We start from the raw sequence: 21,037 nt of genomic DNA on the forward strand, positions 1-21,037 counted from the left end.
TTTCCTTTAAAAATTGAACTATGAAAATCAGGAAAGACGATTATCAGGAAGTCCTTGAATACCTAACAAATAAACGTTGGGAAGGTGAAGAATTTGTAGCGTTTCTCAATGATGGCTTACCTGCCAGTAAAGAAGAACTATACACATTCTCTACGGAATATGATGCCAGGGAGTTCTGCTATGAAATGTCAACCGACATAGACTTTTACAACTTCTTGTCAATACGGTCGGCGTACAGGACAATGCAGGAAGCTGCGGAAGATAGTAAGCTAATGATTGAAAGGGATGGCATCATTGACGTTTCTCTGATGGTTGCTGTTCGATATGAAAGATTAGAAAGAGAACAATTAAATAACAATCAAAATTCAAAAGTCATGAATCAGAAAAATTTTGAATACCTGCGTGACCAAGTAAAGTACACGGGGTTTGGTGAAGGGTTGGAAAATGACCTGAAGCAAAAAATTCAGGAAGGGAACCCGGAATTTAAGTTGGCCTACGAAAACAAGTACGGCAACGATACAGTAAACGCAACATTGAATTTCAGCCAATCCAAGCAAAGCGATATGTACTTCTTTAATTCCTACCAGGTGAATGTACAGAAGGAAAACACTGCTGAAACAATGGATCAAACCTTCTACATCAATAAAGGCAACAACATTACCCTGAAAGAAGCCTATAACCTGATGGAAGGCAGGTCGGTCAACAAAGATCTCACCAACAAGGAAGGACAAGTGTACAATGCCTGGGTGCAGATGGACTTTAAACAAAGTGACGATAACGGGAACTTCAAGTTGAAGCATTACCATCAAAACTATGGCTATGATCTGGAGGCTGTCTTGTCTAAGCATCCAATCAGAGAATTGAGCAATGAAGAATACAAGGCTAACCTGATGGATTCTCTCAAAAAGGGCAACCTGCAATCTGCAACGTTTCAGATCAACGGTGCAGACCATAAGCAATACGTAGAAGCAAACCCTCAATTCAAGACAATCAACATTTATGATAGCAGTATGCAAAGGGTGGATAACCGGCAATCAAAAAAAGAACAGCAATCTGAAGGGGAAGGCCAGTCAGTTAAACAAGATGGTAAAAAGGAAAAGCAGACACCTGCTGAAGATGATGGCCCTGAGATGCCGAAGACATCTAACAAAAAGAAGAAAAGGCAAAGCATCAGCTAAAAATTGGACAGACCAGCTTACCATAAGTAGCCGTGATGTTGGATGTGTGAAAAGGGAAACTATTTATAACAAAAAAGCAAAGTCAAATGAAAAGTCAAATAATAATGCTGTTAGTATTCATCATCGGTATTTCAGCATGTAAAAAGGATAATAATGCAACAGTAACCGAGGAAGAAAATAAAACTGTGCTGCTACGATCAGGTGCAGGCGCAGTTATGCCAGATAATCCCAACAACGCCTATGACAGCATAGGTTATTGGCATAACGAGATCGTTGCGTATGTGCAGGAATGCAAACAGCCTAACAATGAGCCGGATGTAAAAGCATCAACACAATGTATCCTCCGTTTTTGCAGAGAGAACCAACGGCCTGAACCACCTCCATCGCTGTTTATTACAGTGGAGCAGACGGTACGGCAAAGTAATGAAAGCATTGAAAACCTTATTGCGAATTGTCCTTATGAAGAACCGGTAAAGGCTGCCCTGGATTCGCTGGTGCAATTGATAAAGCGACTTTCAGACAACGAAAGTCCTTATCCGGTCATTAAAGCCACTATTATGGACTATGAGCGCAGGATAATGCAGAATGACATGCTTACTCCTGAGGGACGCGGTATTGCACTTAAAGCCGCATCGGTAGCACGTTACTCCATTTATTATTGGATAGACACGCTCCCTCCTCCGGTTCCAGTGGCAGCTTTTAAGTTTAAGAACATCGTGAAATGGATTGCTGCGGTAACAAGTGATATAGGCGGTGCTATTGTGAGCGGCAATGTGGAGTATGCTGCCGATTGCAGCACCTATGCTTATGATTTGGTGACTTACAGTATGCCTTAATTGTGTACCCTTTAAAAAGTCAGGTTATGAATAACAGCCTTGTGAACAGAGTGGAAGCGGAATTGAATCAATGGCGGTCAAGGGAAGAACGGTTTAGCAAACTATTCTCCTTTAACCTGTCATCGAACAGAGCATTGCTAAAAGAAAAGCTGGATTACTATGAACGTATAGCGGCAAAGTACAAAGGCACGCAGGATCTGGACGAACGGTTTGCGCTTAGGATGTTGCGGCAGGAACGCAGCCGCATGGAGAAGCAGCTTTACCCTAACCTGCTAATAAGGCTGTTGCGACGGTTATTGATAACACCCGTAAAGGAACAAATTGTGATTAGGCAGGATAACAGGAAGACAGAACAAAACAGCCAGGCACTGCACCAACAGGTGCAGCGCACTGGCTTTCCTGACCTTTCGGCAAAAATTAATGAACAGATAAGGCAGGGACAGCAACAGTTTTCCATTCCGGTTTCCTATTACCTCAACGATAAGGAAAGAGTAGATCACCAGCTATCATTTGTAAAAGACCAATCCGGGCAATACCATTTTGAAGGGTATAAAACGGCCTTGTATAATGAAGCAAAACCGGATGAAAAACGCCAGCAATACTTTAGTATGCGTCACGAGCATAATCTCAATACTTCGGAAGCCTATAACCTAATGTCTGGCCGGTGTATTCAGAACGGCGGAACCTGGTTACAGCTCGACCTTAACGATAAGGACCAGCATGGCAACTTTCGTATCAAGCAATTTCATTCCGATTACGGATATGATCTTGATAAGGTACTACAACAGCTTCCTTTGAGGGAGCTAACGAATACAGCCGAAACGGAAAAACTGAAAGAGGCTTTAAAGAATGGCGAAAAGATTTCTGTGAGTTTTATAAAGGATGGCAATGAACAACGCTTTTACATTGAAGCAAATCCACAGTTTAAATCAGTCAATATTTATGACGAGCATTCCAGAAAGATAACCCTACACACGGCATTAGGTAATAAGACAATGGATGCCATGAAGGTAACCCACAAGGTGAATGAACAGCAACAGCAGCAACATTCTAAAAAGAACGGTCTCAAAGTAGGTTAAAAAGATATGGGCAATGGACAGGTTAAGTTACTTATCGGATTTTTTTGAAGCCATAGGAACTGATCCACGCATCAGCATTACCCATATTGGAGTATATGCAGCCCTGTTACAATACCGGATGCAAAAAGGTTTCACTAATCCGATACAGGTATTTAGCCATGAGATTATGAACATTGCGAAATTATCATCGGCTATAACCTACCATAAATGCGTGAAAGAATTAAGCAGTTATGGATACATCAGGTATGAACCTTCATTTAATCGTACAAAAGGCAGCAAGATTTACTTTGCCGAAAGAAGCGATTGAAACTTAGCGTTTAATAATAATCTAAGCCCGTGATGGGCTTTCGTTATCTAAAAGGGAGGTGTGAGATGGAAGATGAAGTGTTGATAAGAATAACTCCTGACAAGGCGATAGAACTATTACAGAAAGATGGCATTTACGTCAATATGGAAGAAGCTCAGATTATACTTGACTTCTTGTACAGCATGGCAAATATCGTCGTGGAGCAGTATGTCAGCAGTAGGCAATCTGATGCCATAACCGCAACAAATGACAATAAATAGCAGCTATGAAAATTGCAGACCTTTATATCAGGGTGAGTACAGATGAACAGGCAGACAAAGGTTATTCTCAACGTGACCAGGAAGAAAGGCTGCGCAGGTATTGCAACATCAATAATATTCAAATACGAAAGGTTATTTTTGAAGATCATTCGGCAAAGACTTTCAAGCGGCCAGCATGGCAAAACCTGTTGGTTGATTTACGGAAGCAAAGAGGTCATTCTGACCTTATTCTTTTTACAAAATGGGATAGGTTTAGCCGTAATGCCGGGGATGCCTACCAAATGATAAGCCTGTTACGCCATCTTGGAGTAGAGCCGCAGGCAGTGGAGCAACCATTGGATTTGTCCATTCCTGAAAACAAAATGATGCTGGCGTTTTACCTCGCAGCACCGGAAGTAGAGAATGACCGCAGGGCGTTAAATGTATTCAATGGGATGCGACGTGCTAAGAAGGAAGGCCGCTGGATGGGCACAGCTCCGATTGGCTATCTGAACAGAATTACAGAAGATGGCAAGAAATACATTGCGCCGAAAGATCAGGATGCTAAAATAATGAAATGGGCTTTTGAGGAAATCTTTCGCAATAAGCTGAATACTGAACAAGTCTGGAAACAAGCACGGGAAAGAGGTTTGAAATGTAGCAAGAATAACTTTTGGGTAGCAATAAGAAATCCTATTTATTGTGGATTGATTTTCGTTCCGCAACATAAGGATGAGCAAAGCCAGCTTGTGCCGGGACAACACGAGCCGATCATAACCACTACATTATTTTTTGATGTGCAGGATGTGTTGGATGGCAGAAAGAGAAAGGCGGTGAGTAAAAAAGTAGTGTCACAGGATGATATTCCTTTACGGGGTTATCTCATTTGTCCAAACTGCGGCAGGTTTCTAACAGGCAGCGGTTCAAAAGGCAGGAAGAAATATTATCATTACTACCATTGCAGTTCTGAATGTGGTGTACGTTACAAAGCAGATGACGCAAACAATTTGATGATAGACGCAATCGGAGATGAAGTGCGCAATGTTCCGCAACTTAAACTGTTCAGGGAGATTATCACAGCCACTTATATGGACGTAAATCGGGTTGAAAAAACGGATCAGAAGCGCATGATGTCACAACTCGATCAGATAAAGCATCGCCTCTCAAAAGCTCGTGAGCTTTTACTACGTGAAGAAATTGAGGGGGAAGACTATCGTACCATTAAGACAGAGGCCAGCGAAAGAATGGCTGATATTGAAGCAAAGCTGAAAGCCTCTAATTCTTTTTCAGACAGTATGGAACTGCTTTGGGATCTTCCGATTTCCAAAGTCTCTCATTTAGGTATTTTATTTCAAAATGGAACTGTCATACAGAAAAGGAAAATTGTAAGTACAATGTTCCCTGATAACCTGATATACGATGGTGTAAAGCTCCATCGCACCAGGGTTAGCGCAGCAATCAGCTTCTTGACCACCCGCAGAAAATGTCCACAGGAAGCTGTTGCAAATAGCAACCAAACTTATCGGGCTGAAAGTGTTCATCTTAACCGCAAACATGCCGTAACTGCATTGCGAAACAGAATGTAGTTTTCCTATTTAGCGTCAGGCAACTTTGCTACAATCTTCCCATGTAACCGCTCGTTGACCAAATAACCGAGAAAAGAAGCAAACGAAGTAATGTCTTGTCCTACACTTGCCTGCTCCAATGCCTGCATATATTCATCCCTTCTTTCAACTGGTATTATTGTCCACGGGTAACCTCCCGAAGCCAGCATAGCATTCATCATAAAACGCCCGATCCGTCCATTACCGTCCATATATGGATGGATAAAAACGAAGATAAAGTGTCCTAACACTGCTCTCACCGATGGTTCCGTTTCTTCCTCCAGTAACTCAAAAAGTACAGGCATAGCATCTCTCATTGCATCTACATTCAAAGGAACATGCTTGGAATTGCCAATGTACACTTGGTGGTTTCGATACCCTGCAAGGTCTGCGGCTTTTAAAAGTCCTGCGGCTATACTTGGGTCAAACAGTTGCCTGTACCATTTTGAATGATCCTTGTCAACCTGCTTTCCTGCATTTGCGCCTTTCAATATAGCTGTGATGGTGTCCTTCACCTGCAGGAAGGCTTGGTAGTAACCTCTGGCTGCCATTGCATCCCTTTGTTTCCGATCTTCTTCGTTCTCCTTGCTGTTCCACTCGCCGCTGCTTACTCTTTCGATCAGTTCCGGGGTTACACGATACCGCTCGATTGAAAGCGAATGGTATGCGTCCGTAACGTAAATGTCGTCAACATCCTTTAAGTAGGCTTGCGGATCATCCGGTAAGCCGGGTGCTTTTGGAAAGCTGGCAATAACAATCTCACGCATCTGCTCCCACATGAGCCTGATACGGTTGGCGTAGGGAGAACGTTCACGGGAGGACAGACTAAGGGTTAGTTTGGTTTCAAAAGGATCTTCTTCCCGTATATCATAATCAGCTTGTTTAAGGGTGTCAACAATTTGATCAGCTATCTTGTCTCTGTTTATATTTCTGAAAGCACCTGCTAACCTACCTGCAAAGGTTGTATGCCCATTCTCCAGTAGAATAGGCAATACTTCCGAAGCATCTCTTATCAATGCAAGGGCTGTACGGGCATCAATGGCATTTCTTGTATAAATACTTGGAGAGCTATAAACCAATGCAGCCGGCAGATTATACATTCTAATCCCATTTGCTATGATGGTTTGATCCGCAGGCGGGACATTTGCCTTTAAATTGAACAAAGAAGTATTATGCGGCAAGGGTGTAGGATTATTATTGCCCTGTGGCGACCGTAACATTAGCTGTTGCGGTACGGCACTGTTTCCTGCATGGATAAGAAGGGATTGGTCTGGTGATAAGCACCATTCTTCTCCAAATTTGTAGTTCAGGAATTTGGCAACAAATTCCCAATAAGAGCTGTACCAGGAAGTTGTTTCTCCTGCTTTTTCCGCAGGGTCAGTAGGTATATACCATCCCTTAGTAACTTCCCTGATAAAGCCGTTTTTAAGTAGTATCTCTCTGTATTTCCGATTGGGTATTTCATCGGTATGAATACCAACAACCCCATTATCCTGCAATTCTTTCAGAAACTTCAGGGATTCTACTAACCGTTCGCGTGGTGTTGCCATATCTTATTTTTATTGAAAGGATGTGCCTCCTATTAAACCGTGTCGCTTTCTGTCTATTAAACAAAGATGTGACAAATTTAGTAAATTTTGCAGTGATAATTCTATTAAATGTTGTTCAATATGATTTTTCTTTGTATCTTTACATTGTACCACACTTAATTTTTATAGTATGAAAATAGCAGACCTTTATGTACGGGTAAGTACGGACGAACAGGCCGATAAGGGCTATTCGCAACGTGACCAGGAGGAACGTTTGCGGAAATACTGCGAAATAAACAATATCCGGGTCAGGAAAGTGATACTGGAAGACCACTCTGCAAAGACGTTCAAACGACCAGCTTGGACTGGATTATTAGGCGACCTGCGTAAGCACAAAGGACATACTGACCTTATTCTGTTTACAAAATGGGATAGGTTCAGCCGTAATGCAGGGGATGCTTACCAGATGATCAGCACCCTTCGGCGTTTGGGTGTCGAGCCGCAGGCAGTTGAACAACCGCTTGACCTATCTATTCCAGAAAATAAAATGATGCTGGCGTTCTACCTCGCAGCACCTGAAGTAGAGAATGACCGTAGGGCATTAAATGTGTTTCATGGTATGCGCCGTGCTAAAAAAGAAGGGCGCTGGATGGGAACCGCACCTATTGGATATGCGAATAAGGTTACTGAGAATGGCAAGAAATATATTGCTCCGAAGGATATTCAGGGAGACATAATGAAATGGGCGTTTGAGGAACTTTCCCATAGTCAGCTTAACACGGAACAGGTATGGAAAAAAGCGAAAGAAAAAGGCTTGAAATGCAGTAAGAATAACTTTTGGGTTGCCATAAGAAATCCGATCTACTGCGGATTAATTTTTATACCAAAGTACAAGGAAGAAGAAAGCATGTTGGTAAAAGGACAGCATGAACCGTTAATTTCTGAAACTCTATATTATGACGTTCAGGATGTATTGGATGGACGCAAGCGGATTTTAGGAACTAAGGTTACGGCAGACGATAATATTCCATTGAGAGGCTTCTTAATCTGTCCAAAATGCGGAAGGATGCTTACCGGCAGCGCATCAAAGGGAAGAACGCAATACTACCACTATTATCATTGCAGTTCAGCTTGCGGAGTTCGTTACAAGGCAAAAGAGGCAAATGACAAAATGGTTGAGGAAATCAGGAAATATGTATTGCCTCTTTCAAGACTTGAAACATGCAAAGACGTAATCACATCTACGTACAAATCAAAAGAGCGTGGTGAAAGAGATGAACAGAAAGATTTAAAGCTGCAATTGCAGGAAGTAAATAGCCGGATTGTAAAAGCAAGAGAATTGCTTTTGTGTGGCGATATAGAAGGCGATGATTATCGTACAATCAAATCTGAATGTGAGGAGAAGATCAATCGTCTGGAAGCAAAATTGAAAGCTGCTGTGAGTTTTCAAACTACGGTACAACCTCTGTGGGATAAGGCATTTAACAATATCGCTCAGCTTTATACTTTGTACAAAGAAGGCTCAGTAGAACTTAAAAGAAAGGTTGTTGGTTCGATATTCCCTGAAAATATCGTATTCGACGGTTGCCAACATCGAACCAAAAGATTGAACGAAATCATCAACATTATATCCTTGATAGATAGGGAATTAAAGCCCAAAAAAAATGGGACAAGTCGTTTGAATTTTGACTTGTCCCATATGGTGATCCCGTTGGGACTCGAACCCAAGACCCATACATTAAAAGTGTATTGCTCTACCAACTGAGCTACGGAATCTTTCCTGCTATAATACAACTTCCAGTTTGCTACAGGTTGGCAAGTTGGAAGTGAAATAAAAACCTGCGGCATGCGCAGGTTTTTATTTCCTTTTGTGACCCCCCTGGGGCTACGTAATGTGTATGTAAGTTATTTATAATCAATTTATTAAGAATTTTTTTAAAACTTTGGGGTACATATAGGGGTACAGCCAAAGCGGAGGCAAAAGTAATAGCCTTTTTGTTATTTTCCAAATTGCTACAATTTATACTAAGCACTAACGAAGTTTGTACCTGGGTCATCATTAAGTATTAAGTACTAACATTAGCCCTTTACTGTGGAAAGATTCTAGCCTTATGATAGGGTCAAGCGAAAAGTGTTTGCGTAACCGGGTTAAATAAACGTCCATGCTGCGTCCAGCAAAAAAATCATTGATCCCCCACACATGCGTTAATACAAACTCCCTTGTTAGCTTTTTGTTAGCATGTTCGCAAAGAAAACGTAATAAGTCTGCTTCCTTGGGGGGAAGTTGGATACTAAGAGAAGAGGCCGTATGAAATATTCGTAACTCACTGTAGTCAAAAGTAAGCTCCCCCATATTATAAGTTAATTTCCTGTCACTTTGCAGCAGTCTGCTTCTTTTTAAGAATACTTCTATCCTCATCAATAATTCTACCAGGTTAAAGGGCTTAATCATGTAATCATCGCCGCCAATTTCAAACCCGTAAATTCTGTCTTGTTCCTGGTAACGGGCGGATGAGAAAATAATAGGTATGTTTTCATTGTGGCTACGTATCTTCTGTGTTAGCTGGAATCCATCCATTTTAGGCATTACAATATCTAAAATGCAAAGGTCAAAAGTGTGATCTTGATACGTTTCCCATCCTTCTTGCCCATTCAGGCAATGTATTACCTCATGGTCTGCCCTTTCCAAATGTCGTTTTACTACTCTAGCGAAAAACTCATCATCCTCTACTAATAGGATAGCTGCTTTCATATTTAGGGGTGGTTGGTTCCTTCATGGAGGGCTTATTGTGTTAATTCTGTATTCTACTGATTATCTCTAGGAGCTTAACAACCTCATTATGATGAATAGAGGAGCTAATCAATAGGCCACAGGAAAAGCCGGTAACAAAAACGATGATACAGAAGATAATAAGCAAATACCAGTCATGCTTTTTTCCCTCATCCATTGTTGCAAGGCTTTAGTAATAAAAGATGATGCGCCTATTACGCTTGTTAAAAAGAAATATAAGGAGAGTAAACCGGGGCTTTAGGATAGACATAAAAAAGGCGCGGTACTCAACTTGCCGCCAGGAGCCAGTAGGAAGGCTATGCGCAGACAAGAAGAGCCCACGCCAAAACGTGAGCCCCTTCCTTTTTGTCTAAGCGCATTGGAAATTTCCTACTTTTCCTGGCTAGATTCAAAAGAAGCAGCTTCTAAATATTGTCAGAAGTGCAAATATATAATTATAATTAACAAAGCATTAATAGCTATTCAGTTATAGCTATACTACCTTGTTGAATATTTTTTACTAAGATAAGAAAAAATATTAAATACCCATGCTATAACATGGGTATTTAATGCATGGATATTAATAACAGGTAACATAGAAGTACGGCGAGGGGTAATTTTAAGAATGGCACGGCGGATATTAAAGAAAAAAGCAGAACGGAAAAAACCATATCCAGTAACGGAGGAAAAATTAAATCTGGCCCTGGGGCTTCTTGCTGAAAGATTGAAATCAGTACGGGATGCGCAAGGCTTCACGTCCTATGAGCATTTTGCCAATGATCTAGAAATTTCTCGGTCACAATATGGGAAGTATGAAGCTGGAGACACGGACATACGTTTTTTGTCCTTGGTAAAAATCATCTTAGGAATGGGGCTTCCATTATCAGATTTTTTTAAGAAAGGGTTTGAAGCTCTTACTGTTGATGAGTCTAATGCCCAAAAGGGTAATTAACTTTTTCATATTAATGAAAGTAACTTCTTCGTGGATGCCCAATAATTAGCAACTTCAACCCAGAGCCTGGTATATTGATCAACATAAGTTTTAACTTTTTCTGTTAAAAATTCGTGGTCTATATTAGTTCCAATATCCTCAGAAATCGTCCAAAAATAATCTAATAAGACAACAGGTACAGGATCAGCTTTGATGAAAAATGGTATAAAGCATAACTCTCCATTTACATTAATTATTTGTAGAAATAGCTCGCCCGCTAAATGTGGCTGGCCTAAAAATAAGATGCAAACTATCTCCCCTTCATTATAAATTGCCATGATTGCATATTATACTTAATTCAAAACTTGATTGTTAATTACCAGTTAACCAATGAAAAAAGCATCCCTTTGGATCACTAATAAATTGGCGGTGTAGATTCCTTTACGGTACAATTAAAACTCGCGGTGAGTTTAATATCGCTTTCCTACGAAGCATTTTCTTTCTATTCCTTTACTGTACAATAAAAACGTGAAGCATCCACCTGCCCGCTCGACTCTCGCTAGTTTCTATTCCTTCAGGGCTTAATTAAAGTAAGCAAAAGTACTATTCTATTTCCTTTTGCACATTGCATTAATAAAATCCTTTTCGCTCACTCCCTCCGCTGCTTTTAACTGTACCATAATCTTTAGATATCGCTTTGTTGGTTTACCTTTATAAAACATCCTAAAGTGCCTGCTGTACAATTCCTCATATAATTTATCAACGCGGAAAGCTGGGCCGTATACCTTTTCTAAATCCCGGTACTTTTTAGACTGTATTTGTTTTTCGTAGTAACCATTTATAGCTGATCGGTGGAGAAAGTAATCATCATATTGGTACAGCTTCCGACAAAGTTTATTTGTAAATGGGCAAAGGAAATACCAAACATAACCCTTACCTAAATTGCTGGCAGCCTTTATAAGGAGAACATTGTACTTAATAGCCTTTTCCTTGTTAACAGTGTACGATAGGGTCAAATAGGCTTCGTTATCATTAATCACTACAATTAAACCTATACAGCCATTGGGGTTACCATTACGGCTCCAAGTTAAAGTGCCAGTTTTCCAGGTGTTAGGCTCCAGGTACTTCCATTTACGAAGATCAGTAATAGAAATACTCTTTCTTTCTTCAAATGTCGTTGGATATTTACCTATTCGTGCCATGTTATTATTTTCAAACCGAAATTATTAGGGAATGTTCCTTTTATCTTCACTTCAATGTTAGTATTTGTTAAGGTGTGGGTAGTAATAGCCCCCTAAAAGGTGTCACATTATGACACATAATTGCTAAGGAATTTTGGTATCCGCCATATACACCAGGCAATCGCTACCGTTTATTTGCCCCTTTCGGAACAATTTATTAAAAGTGTGCTCAATCATCCTTAAAAGACCGTTGTTTATGGTCAATAGATGACCCGCAGCATTAAATAATATATCACCATTGCCCTTATTTTGCCCTATTTTAAGGGAAAAAGAGGTTATTATACAGTTTTCAAAACGTGCTCCCAGGTGTGTAATACAAACTAGGTTGGTAACGGTATATACTTGGTCATTCAGGTATAATAAGTAATCAGGTTCAGGCTCTACATTGCTGCTCTTTGTAGTATCCTGAAATAACCTGAAATCAAAACGGGTTAAATAATCCCGGAGGTCAAGCCCTTTTAGTCTTTCTTCATTGTTAGCAGCTCTTTCCAATAAGTCCGATACTGTAAATGTAGTTATGTGTGTAAGCTCTTTTACTTTCTTGTTCCATAAGTCATACGCTTTACCATCTTTTGATATGTCAGGGAATAGATAAACCTGTCTGCCCTTTAGAGCCTGGCATCTTTCCGCCGTTAAATAGGATAAACTACCTATGGCAAGCCAGGTAAAAGCAGGCAAATATACACTGGCGACTATAGCCGTGGCCGGAGCTTCCACAATGGCTACCGGTTTAGCCTGGTTACTTTTTAAAAGGTGTTCGCCAAATAGGCAGCTAACATAATTACCTTGTTCCTGGTATTCTATTAGCCAACCTGGTACCGGCAGATTCTCCTTTTCCTGTTTGCACTTAAATATAGTATGTACCCACGAAGTGCAGCTTTTCTGTTCCCCATCGGTATTAATACGTTTGGCAGTATGCCCGACGTCATCAAATAGCTTTACCTGACCGGCCCGGATATTACCATTAATATCAATAAACCAAAACACGGTAGCTCCATACCACCGGCTATTTGATGTACCTAAATGATAGGTAGCAATCAATTCCTTTGTTTTATCAGTACCAAATAAGCGGAGGAGATATAATACAAATTTGTTTTGCTCATATGCTTTCCTGCTTTGCCTTAAAAGGTTAAAAGGTATGTAGGTTGGGGATGTTTTAACCTTCGGTTTTATCAACCGATTATTATAAGTAGGGAATATCCATTTTGGGACGTTCTTTAACTGTGCTATTGTGCCAACATCAGGCTTTAGGATGTACCCGCAGTTTACTTCCCTATCACAGCGTCCAAACTGATCCGGTAAGTACTGTTTAGTTTTATTGTCAACAAACCTAACAAACCGTTTCTTACCACAACCGGGACAAAGATGCTTTCTATTTCCTACCTCCAAAGAATATCTATACTCCACCATAAAAAATACTTTTTGTTTGGGCCTACATTTGCTACACCTCCTACACCAGGTCATTTATTAATTGGTGTAGGAGGTGTAGCAAGTGCAGCTTATAAAACATCTTTTATTTTTTCAATAAACAGAGCCATACCGTAGTTTTTGCGTTCTATCACAAAATTGTGATTGCGTAGCCGTTCACTAAATGTCTTTATAGAACAGGCCCGGTAACCACTATCAATGCAGTAAATCCGGTATTCGCTGAATAGGTCTTTAAGTGGTCTGCTTTCATAAGAAGAACTTTGATAGCCCTCATCTTCCAGGAACATTTGTACGCTATCGGATTGCTTTTTATACTGTTCTACCTGCAACCTGGCTGCTTCGCAAGGAGAAAATTTCTTTTGTTTTAATAGTCGGTGTAGTCCTTCCAATACCCAATTAAACACCCCTGATAGCTCCGTTGCAATGATCTTTTTTGATAGCTCTTTGTCTTGTTCTCCTTCCGGAATGGTAATATCAAAGGGAACAATCATAAAGCGCCGAAAGAAAGCGTTTGACTGTTCTACATCCCTGGGCAATTCGTTACAATTAAATATTAGCTTGGCATAATGAGTAAGGGTAAAAGGCTCACCATAGGGTAACCGGGCCTCTACTGGTTCTCCTGATACTAATTGTTTGAAAATGGCGGCTTCCAGGTGCCCGTTTATTTCACTGGCATAGTTTACCAGCATATTAGCCAGTTTGGCCCGGAAATAGCCGGTTTCATTGGTAAGGCTCTGTAAGGAATAACTACTAACATTCTCTTTCCCTAATAGTGCATTCACAATTTCAAAAAACACTGATTTTCCATTGGCCCCACTGCCAAATAGTAGCAGTGTTTTTTCCAGCTTTAAAGCCCCATGTGGTATAAATACATATCCCAGGTATTCAGCTAGTATATACTGGCGTTGTTTGTCGGGGAGTACCTTATTAAGATATGCTTCAAACAAAGGAGCCCTGGCATTACTATTATATTCAAAAGGTAGTTGGTAGGTAATAAAATCCTCTCTGGAAAACCCCCTTAATTTGGTTCCTTTGGGTGTGATTTCAAAGGTGCCATTTTGCAGATTCACTAAAACCATATCGGTGGGCCTGTGCGGGGTAGGCAGATTGGCGGCTGCCAAAAACTGCTTATGTAAATGATCCTTAAACTGATAAAACCGGCTTTTATATTTATCCAGGCCCATTTTTTCGCTGGCCATACCTAAAAAGGTTTTTAGTTCCTCTACATCAAGCAGACACCAGTAAGCCCCATTATACAGGTAAACAAAATCATGATTCCGGCAAATACCCCACCGATTGTCAATTGCCAGTCTTAATATTTCTTCAATGGTGATAATTAAATAATGGGGATGCTTTAATTTACGTTTGTCAAGCTGGGCTTGTACATCTTTGATTTGTGCCCTTATTGCAGGATCATCTTTAAATTGTCCATTAGGCCCAATTAATTGCTTTTCCAGCTTTTCCAGTTCATCGCGTTTACGTTCTATATCAGGAAAAGCCAGCAATTGAAAATCTACCTTTTGTACCTTTTCCAGTAGTTCGCTTAATACTTCACTATGTTGCAACGGAGCCCCTGTTTTTAACAATTCAGATGCATGGGATAAGATGGACGCGGGTGTTATTGCCGAATTATTGCCGATCTCAGCAAATAAAAACTGGTCTTGTTCGGTGAAATCGGGGGTAATATTATGCTCTTTCATCCTTTATCCCCTTTTTGCCTTAATAGACTTTATTTCATTTAATGCCTGTTCAAGTTCTGCGCGTTTATATCGTACACGTGTACCAATACGATAGCCGACAATTTTACCAGTTTTGGTAAAGTCTGAAAGGGTGGGAAGTGAAATGCCGAGGAAAACGGCTGCTTCCTTACGGGTTATTAATTCTGTCAGATTGGGTTGGGTAATACTATCTAATCTCTTAGATAGTTCCATCCTTACAGAATCACAAATAACTGCCTTTAACTGCTCTAACGGGATGGGTGATAAAATTAAATTTTCCATTGTATCGATTTGATACAAAGTTGCCTCTGCTTTATTCCTTTTACTGTCGGGGAACTCTCGGTTACTCTCGGTTTTTATCTTTTCAACTCACTTCTATGGGGTATTCTTTGGAAACGATCTATAACGGTGGGATCACTGATTGGGAAACGGTCTTTGTGCAAAAGCTTTCCCAGGCTTTCTTTGGTTGGGTTGTGCCCTGTAAAATTGAACATGTTTAATAATTGTTCTGCCGTGCGTTCACCAAATGGTGTGGGCTGCTGTAAATACCCTTTTTCTATCAATAGGTCAACTACAAGTGCAAGATGGGCCGGAGTTCCGCACCAGGTTAGTTTGTAAGTATAATGGGAATCTTCCTCATGCGTCCTATTATTATCTAATTCTAAATTGCTTAAACGCTCAATATTCTCATTAACTACTTTTATCTTCTCTATAACACCAAGGTTAGTTAGTTCATCATGAAAATGACTACTATCTATTAAATCAAAACCATCGAAATCAATATGTTTGCATTTTATCCAATATGTTGCCCATTTTTCAAAATGTTTTACTATAAAGTAGAACATATTCTCTCTTGAATGTGATTTTAGCTTATGTGTGTATCCTGATTCTTCCCTTTGTAAAAGGTTGCTTTTCAAGTCATTTAATTCATCATATAATAGGTTTAGCTGCCTATCTAAAATGGCAGGTTCTAATAATAATTTGTTCTCTATTTCTATCTCATGGGAATACCTATAGCTTTCAATTGCACTTTTGATATAAAATTCAAGTGCCTTGCATATTTCATCACAGTAAGGCTTGGATGCGTAAAAGACTTTATTGCCTTTGTGGATATTCAAATAGTAGCAAAATTCATCACTAAAGGGAATGTATGGTGATTTATCAAATTGAGCTTTTGTTATTAGCTGTTTTTCATTTAATAAAAGGTTAATAGTCTTACTGTCCATCTCGCGTAGATTAAATAGGTAATTGTCATATAACAGTGATAGTTAACTCTAACCTAAATAATTACTACGCAACCTATCGGCAGTATCAGACCACCTTCAATTCTTGCCTTTTATCCCAATGCATTTTTAATAGCTTAGCATGTTCATCAGGGGTCAGTTTAATATATCGTAAAAATGATTTATCTGTTTTGTGTCCAGTAATTGCCATGATTGTAATTACTGGGGTGCTTGCCAGGTATTCATTTGTAGCAAATGATCTTCGGGCCGTATGGGTACTAATAAGTGACCATTTAGGGTATGTCTGGATGATTTTATTACCTCCTTTAGTATAGGTAATAGTTATTAATGTTGTAAAGGCGGAAACTAATTTGCCTATCTCCTTTAGGTACTCATTCATCTTTTGATTACTGATAACCTTTGGTAAAGCATAATTGTATTTTTTACGAATCCTTTCTACTACCGGATGTACTGGGATTACAACTTTACTACCTGTCTTGGTTTGTCTTATTTCTATAAAACCATCTTTTATATGTTCAGGGCTTAATATTGAGTAATCCGAAAAGCGTAAACCAGTAAAGCAACCAATCAGGAATAAATCCCTTGTACGGTCTAACCTCGGATTTTGTGACAAGTCTAACTGCTCTATTAACTTTAATTCCTGTTCATTTAGATAAATACTATCACTTTCCTCCTTTGGTTTAAAGAAGTAAGCACTTTCAAAATCAGTACAAACATTAATCCCCCTGCTTTTAGCCTCCCCCAATATTGTTATGATCCGCTTAATATGGTCACCAATCGTATTAATACTTAGCTTTATTTTTGTCGTCAGATAACCTATGTAATCCCCATGAAACCTAATATCTATTGTATCAAAGTCAATTTTTCGGCCATAGGATTTTTGAAACTCTTTTAAATGATTTAAGGTAGTTATATAGCCTTTATTGGTATTGGGTGATATTTTTTGTTTGGTGGCAGGGCTTATGCGCTCTCCTTTTTCTGACCGGGTATTAAAATCCTCATAATAAGAAAAGAAGGTTATCTCTTTAGGCGTTTCCTTTCTCCCTAAGGCTACATCTAACAAATCTTTAAATATCGCAGGGGAGGGGATAGTGCTATTGTCATTCAGGTATTTACGGTAAGTTGTTTTTATTATCTGCTCTATGCTGTCCAGGCGGGCGTTAAATTCTGAATATTCGGGAAAATCTTTAGGCGCCTTAATAGCTCTATGTGTTTTTTTACTCCAATAACTGGGATGTATGTTTTCGGGGAGGTAATATTTTAAAGTAGCGGCTTCGTATGTGATCCGTGCAAATATGCTGGTAGGGGCACCTGCATCGGGCCTTTTGAGATAAAGTTTAATTTCCATTGATCAGGATTAAAAGGTTAACAAATTGTTTTACGGTGTACCCCAATATTGCTTGGGGTACACGTTGGGGTACACGAAAAGTTAATTTCTCTTTTTCTCTCTTTATCGCTCTTTCTTCTGAAAGGCACGTCCAGTAAAGAAAAACGCCCAACCTTAGTAATACTAAGATTGGGCGAATTAAGTTTTTAGTGACCCCCCTGGGGCTCGAACCCAGGACCTACTGATTAAGAGTCAGTAGCTCTAACCAACTGAGCTAGGGAGTCATGCTTTCAAAAGCAGAGCGCAAATTTAATTGATCTCCCGAATATTTCGTGCACTTTATTTAATTAAATTTGAAAATAGGGGGGAATGTGGAAAAATAGAGATGTGGATAACTATCCCCAATAAATCAATCAGTTAGCTAACACTTTAAAAATATTATATGGAAACAGCGTACATAGTAGCCGGATATCGGACAGCGGTAGGCAAAGCCAAACGGGGTGGTTTACGTTTTTACAGACCGGATGATCTGGCGGTAGATGTAATTACGGGATTGCTGAAATCAGTACCACAACTGGATCCCAGCAGGGTGGATGATCTGATTGTAGGTAATGCGGTGCCGGAGGCTGAGCAGGGATTACAGATAGGACGAATGATCTCTGTACGTGCATTGGGCATTAGTGTGCCTGGAGTAACGGTTAACCGCTACTGTGCTTCGGGGCTGGAAACCATTGCTATTGCAACTGCCAAGATACAGAATGGGATGGCGGATTGTATCATAGCTGGTGGAACTGAAAGCATGAGTCTGGTACCTACGGCAGGTTGGAAAACAGTACCCAACTATACTGTGGCCAGTACTACGCCGGATTATTACCTGGGAATGGGGCTCACCGCGGAAGCAGTGGCAAGGGAATATAAGGTGAGCCGGGAAGAGCAGGACGAATTTTCGTTTAAATCTCACCAAAAGGCGATGCATGCCATTAAGAACGGATATTTTAAACAGGGGATATTACCGATAGAAGTGACAGATGTATATGTAGATGAGAAGGGTAAAAAGCAGCAGCGTAAATATGTGGTGGATACTGATGAAGGGCCCCGTGCAGATACATCCATGGCTGCATTGGCTAAGCTGAAACCGGTATTTGCCGCTGATGGAAGCGTAACTGCCGGGAATTCTTCCCAGACATCTGATGGTGCGGCATTTGTAATAGTGATGAGCGAAAAGATGATGAACGAGTTGGGATTAAAGCCAATAGGCCGTTTAGTGGCCTGTGCTTCTGCAGGGGTACATCCACGTATCATGGGTATTGGTCCTGTTGCAGCAGTGCCAAAGGTGCTGAAGCAGGCTGGTAAAACGTTGCAGGATATTGATCTGATAGAGCTGAATGAAGCATTTGCTTCCCAATCAGTGGCAGTTATCCGCGAGTTGGGCATCAACCCCGATATTGTGAATATCAATGGTGGTGCAATAGCATTAGGCCATCCTTTAGGCTGCACTGGCGCGAAATTGACAGTGCAAATACTGGGAGATATGAAACGCCTGCAGAAGAAATATGGTATAGTTACTGCCTGTGTGGGCGGAGGCCAGGGGATCGCAGGAATCATTGAAAATATTACCTAAAATCAGGTGTTTAATGATATAACCGGCTTATAATCATTTGATTATAAGCCGGTTTTTATTTTGTGGCACAGGAATGTGCACCCGGACACCTCTTTTGTATAAAATATTCCCGATAAATTAAACTTTTCATTAATTTGGCACTGGCAAACCTGTACCGGTTTAATACCTGTGTAGACAACCTATGAGTATCAGCTTTTTCGTTTCCCCTGAATAGTGACTGTGCCATAACGAAGAAGAAAGCAACATATCAGCAACTTGTTTATTGGATTTACCTATATAACCATATCGATTTTATGGATCGCAGACAATTCCTAACCTTAACTCCTGCACGCAATAAGCGTACAACAGTGAGCTATGCCCGTACCGCTTCCGGAATTACTCCCTATAATGGGGAATGGGATACCGCACAGGTGGTTCATTTGCTTAAGCGTACCATGTTTGGGGCTACAGGGGCAGATATTGCTCATTTCAGGGCTATGAATATGGAGCAGGCGATAGATGCACTGCTCACTCCGCAAGGAGCACCGCTTCCACCGGTAAATAATTACGGAGCTGATAGTACAGGGGTGGCGCCTGGCGCTACCTGGGTAAGAGCGCTCAAAGGGGATGAAATGCTGGAAGATAAAAGGATTGCATCGTATAAAGCCTGGTGGGTAGGCATGATGCTGAACCAGCAGCGCAGCATACATGAAAAAATGATCCTCTTTTGGCACAACCATTTTGTTACCGAAACAGGTATGGTGAAAGATAGCCGCTATATTTACCAGTATAATGCTACTTTAAGAGCAAATGCGCTGGGTGATTTTAAAGCCCTTACTAAAGCAGTAACACTGGACCCCTGTATGCTGGTATATCTGAACGGGAATCTGAATACGAAAGAGGCCCCGGACGAAAACTATGGCCGCGAATTACACGAGCTGTTTACCGTTGGAAAAGGACCGGATTCCCATTATACGGAAGGGGATGTGCAGGCTACCGCAAGAGTGCTTACCGGCTACCGTATTGATCCGGTAAATATTACCAGTTATCTGGAAACTACCAAGCATGATAATACCAACAAGGTATTCTCTTCCTTTTATGATAATAAAGTAGTGATAGGACAAACAGCACAGGCAGGAGCCAAGGAGCTGGATGAGTTGTTGAAGATAATTTTTGCGCAACCGGAAACTGCCAAGTTCATTTGCCGTAAGCTATACCGTTTCTTTGTTTATTATGATATTGACAGCGCTACAGAAGAAACGATCATTACGCCACTGGCAGAAGTTTTCCGTAACAGCGGTTATGATATCAAACTTACACTGAAAACACTTTTTCAAAGCGAACATTTCTTCGATCCGCTTAATATGGCTTGTTTGATTAAGAGCCCGGTGGACTTTTGTGTTGGGATGTGCCGTGAGTTTGGGGTACAGTTTCCTACAGATGTTACCAGTATGTATAGTGCCTGGAGCCGTATACACGACCGGGCAGCCAATATGTTGCAGAACCTGGGAGATCCACCACTGGTAGCTGGCTGGGATGCGTACTACCAGGCACCTTCTTTCCATGAATTATGGATTAATACTGACACCCTGCCCAAGCGCAACCAGCTGAGTGATATGCTGGTAAGCGATATGGGATTTGGAGGTCTCTATATAGATCCACTTGCTTTTGCCAGCTCATTGTCTGATCCGGGCAACCCGGTGACACTGATCACGGATTCCCTGAATATCCTGTATCGTATGGGCGTTTCAGACACCGTTAAAGCGGCCTTTAAAAACTCCATATTACTCACCGGGCAAGATCCCAACAGCGACCATTACTGGACCACAGCCTGGAATCAGTATAAGGCAAACCCCAACGACATGGCTGCCAAAAGTAATGTACACCTGCGTTTACAGGCGCTGTATAAATATATTATGAACCTGTCTGAATATCAATTGGCCTGATGGCAGAAAAACCTTGTTATGGTACCGGGTATGAAAAGAGGTAGCGGCGTCCGGCCATGA

18 protein-coding genes, 2 tRNA genes and 2 pseudogenes are annotated in these 21,037 nt (G+C 40.7%); 10 read left to right on the forward strand and 12 right to left on the reverse strand.

What is annotated here, in order from left to right; translation table 11 throughout:
* Positions 1-20: 20 nt before the first annotated feature.
* From ABR189_RS26970 to ABR189_RS26995, 6 genes are all read left to right on the forward strand, one after another.
* Positions 21-1,178: a hypothetical protein gene (locus ABR189_RS26970; protein ID WP_354663630.1), complete on the forward strand. Its 1,158-nt coding sequence runs from the start codon at positions 21-23 to the stop codon at positions 1,176-1,178.
* A gap of 86 nt (positions 1,179-1,264) precedes the next feature.
* Positions 1,265-2,014: a hypothetical protein gene (locus tag ABR189_RS26975; protein ID WP_354663631.1), complete on the forward strand. Its 750-nt coding sequence runs from the start codon at positions 1,265-1,267 to the stop codon at positions 2,012-2,014.
* A gap of 26 nt (positions 2,015-2,040) precedes the next feature.
* Entirely contained in the window at positions 2,041-3,093 is a 1,053-nt protein-coding gene (locus tag ABR189_RS26980; protein ID WP_354663632.1) for a hypothetical protein, read from the forward strand.
* Between the two features lie 13 nt (positions 3,094-3,106).
* Positions 3,107-3,400 (forward strand): hypothetical protein, encoded by a 294-nt coding sequence (locus ABR189_RS26985; RefSeq protein ID WP_354663633.1) that lies wholly within the window; start codon positions 3,107-3,109, stop codon positions 3,398-3,400.
* A 65-nt stretch (positions 3,401-3,465) separates the two neighbouring features.
* On the forward strand, positions 3,466-3,660 hold the full coding sequence (locus ABR189_RS26990; protein WP_354663634.1) for a hypothetical protein: 195 nt from the start codon (positions 3,466-3,468) through the stop codon (positions 3,658-3,660).
* Between the two features lie 5 nt (positions 3,661-3,665).
* Entirely contained in the window at positions 3,666-5,225 is a 1,560-nt protein-coding gene (locus ABR189_RS26995; protein ID WP_354663635.1) for a recombinase family protein, read from the forward strand.
* A 5-nt stretch (positions 5,226-5,230) separates the two neighbouring features.
* Here the strand turns inward: ABR189_RS26995 and ABR189_RS27000 are convergent, their stop codons facing one another.
* Positions 5,231-6,793 carry a Fic family protein gene (locus tag ABR189_RS27000; protein ID WP_354663636.1) on the reverse strand — a complete coding sequence of 521 codons (1,563 nt, stop codon included), beginning with the start codon at positions 6,791-6,793 and terminating at the stop codon, positions 5,231-5,233.
* A 169-nt stretch (positions 6,794-6,962) separates the two neighbouring features.
* Between ABR189_RS27000 and ABR189_RS27005 the strand changes: the two are divergent.
* Positions 6,963-7,892 (forward strand): annotated as a pseudogene (locus tag ABR189_RS27005) (recombinase family protein); the annotation flags it as partial.
* A gap of 580 nt (positions 7,893-8,472) precedes the next feature.
* Here the strand turns inward: ABR189_RS27005 and ABR189_RS27010 are convergent.
* Positions 8,473-8,548 (reverse strand) — tRNA-Lys (locus ABR189_RS27010).
* 283 nt (positions 8,549-8,831) lie between these two features.
* Entirely contained in the window at positions 8,832-9,524 is a 693-nt protein-coding gene (locus tag ABR189_RS27015) for a response regulator transcription factor (RefSeq protein WP_354663637.1), read from the reverse strand.
* A 643-nt stretch (positions 9,525-10,167) separates the two neighbouring features.
* On the opposite strand from ABR189_RS27015, the gene ABR189_RS27020 reads away from it, so the two are divergent.
* Positions 10,168-10,494, forward strand: a complete 327-nt coding sequence (locus tag ABR189_RS27020; protein ID WP_354663638.1) for a helix-turn-helix domain-containing protein — start codon at positions 10,168-10,170, stop codon at positions 10,492-10,494.
* A 5-nt stretch (positions 10,495-10,499) separates the two neighbouring features.
* Here ABR189_RS27020 and ABR189_RS27025 read toward each other — a convergent pair whose 3' ends face one another.
* From ABR189_RS27025 to ABR189_RS27065, 9 genes and pseudogenes are all read right to left on the reverse strand, one after another.
* On the reverse strand, positions 10,500-10,811 hold the full coding sequence (locus tag ABR189_RS27025) for a hypothetical protein (RefSeq protein ID WP_354663639.1): 312 nt from the start codon (positions 10,809-10,811) through the stop codon (positions 10,500-10,502).
* 270 nt (positions 10,812-11,081) lie between these two features.
* The gene (locus ABR189_RS27030; protein ID WP_354663640.1) at positions 11,082-11,675 is read right to left on the reverse strand and encodes a hypothetical protein; all 594 of its coding nucleotides are present in this window, start codon (positions 11,673-11,675) and stop codon (positions 11,082-11,084) included.
* A gap of 123 nt (positions 11,676-11,798) precedes the next feature.
* A complete protein-coding gene (locus ABR189_RS27035; protein ID WP_354664010.1) occupies positions 11,799-12,890 on the reverse strand; it encodes a DUF6371 domain-containing protein in 1,092 nt (363 codons plus the stop codon).
* A gap of 75 nt (positions 12,891-12,965) precedes the next feature.
* Positions 12,966-13,178: pseudogene (locus ABR189_RS27040) on the reverse strand (PG0870-related protein); the annotation flags it as partial.
* 35 nt (positions 13,179-13,213) lie between these two features.
* Entirely contained in the window at positions 13,214-14,842 is a 1,629-nt protein-coding gene (locus tag ABR189_RS27045) for a DNA primase family protein (protein ID WP_354663641.1), read from the reverse strand.
* Between the two features lie 3 nt (positions 14,843-14,845).
* Positions 14,846-15,142 carry a helix-turn-helix domain-containing protein gene (locus ABR189_RS27050; RefSeq protein WP_354663642.1) on the reverse strand — a complete coding sequence of 99 codons (297 nt, stop codon included), beginning with the start codon at positions 15,140-15,142 and terminating at the stop codon, positions 14,846-14,848.
* A gap of 74 nt (positions 15,143-15,216) precedes the next feature.
* Complete coding sequence (locus ABR189_RS27055) at positions 15,217-16,086, reverse strand: hypothetical protein (RefSeq protein ID WP_354663643.1); 870 nt, start codon at positions 16,084-16,086, stop codon at positions 15,217-15,219.
* 85 nt (positions 16,087-16,171) lie between these two features.
* Positions 16,172-17,452: a site-specific integrase gene (locus tag ABR189_RS27060; protein ID WP_354663644.1), complete on the reverse strand. Its 1,281-nt coding sequence runs from the start codon at positions 17,450-17,452 to the stop codon at positions 16,172-16,174.
* Between the two features lie 189 nt (positions 17,453-17,641).
* Positions 17,642-17,715, reverse strand: a tRNA-Lys gene (locus ABR189_RS27065).
* A 158-nt stretch (positions 17,716-17,873) separates the two neighbouring features.
* Here ABR189_RS27065 and ABR189_RS27070 point away from each other — a divergent pair.
* Together ABR189_RS27070 and ABR189_RS27075 are read left to right on the forward strand one after the other, a co-directional pair.
* Positions 17,874-19,052, forward strand: coding sequence for a thiolase family protein (locus ABR189_RS27070; protein WP_354663645.1), 1,179 nt, complete (start codon positions 17,874-17,876; stop codon positions 19,050-19,052).
* 293 nt (positions 19,053-19,345) lie between these two features.
* Entirely contained in the window at positions 19,346-20,977 is a 1,632-nt protein-coding gene (locus ABR189_RS27075) for a DUF1800 domain-containing protein (RefSeq protein ID WP_354663646.1), read from the forward strand.
* The last annotated feature ends 60 nt before the right edge of the window (positions 20,978-21,037 follow it).

Origin of the sequence: Chitinophaga sp. H8, assembly GCF_040567655.1 — a bacterium.
Lineage (GTDB): Bacteria > Bacteroidota > Bacteroidia > Chitinophagales > Chitinophagaceae > Chitinophaga > Chitinophaga defluvii.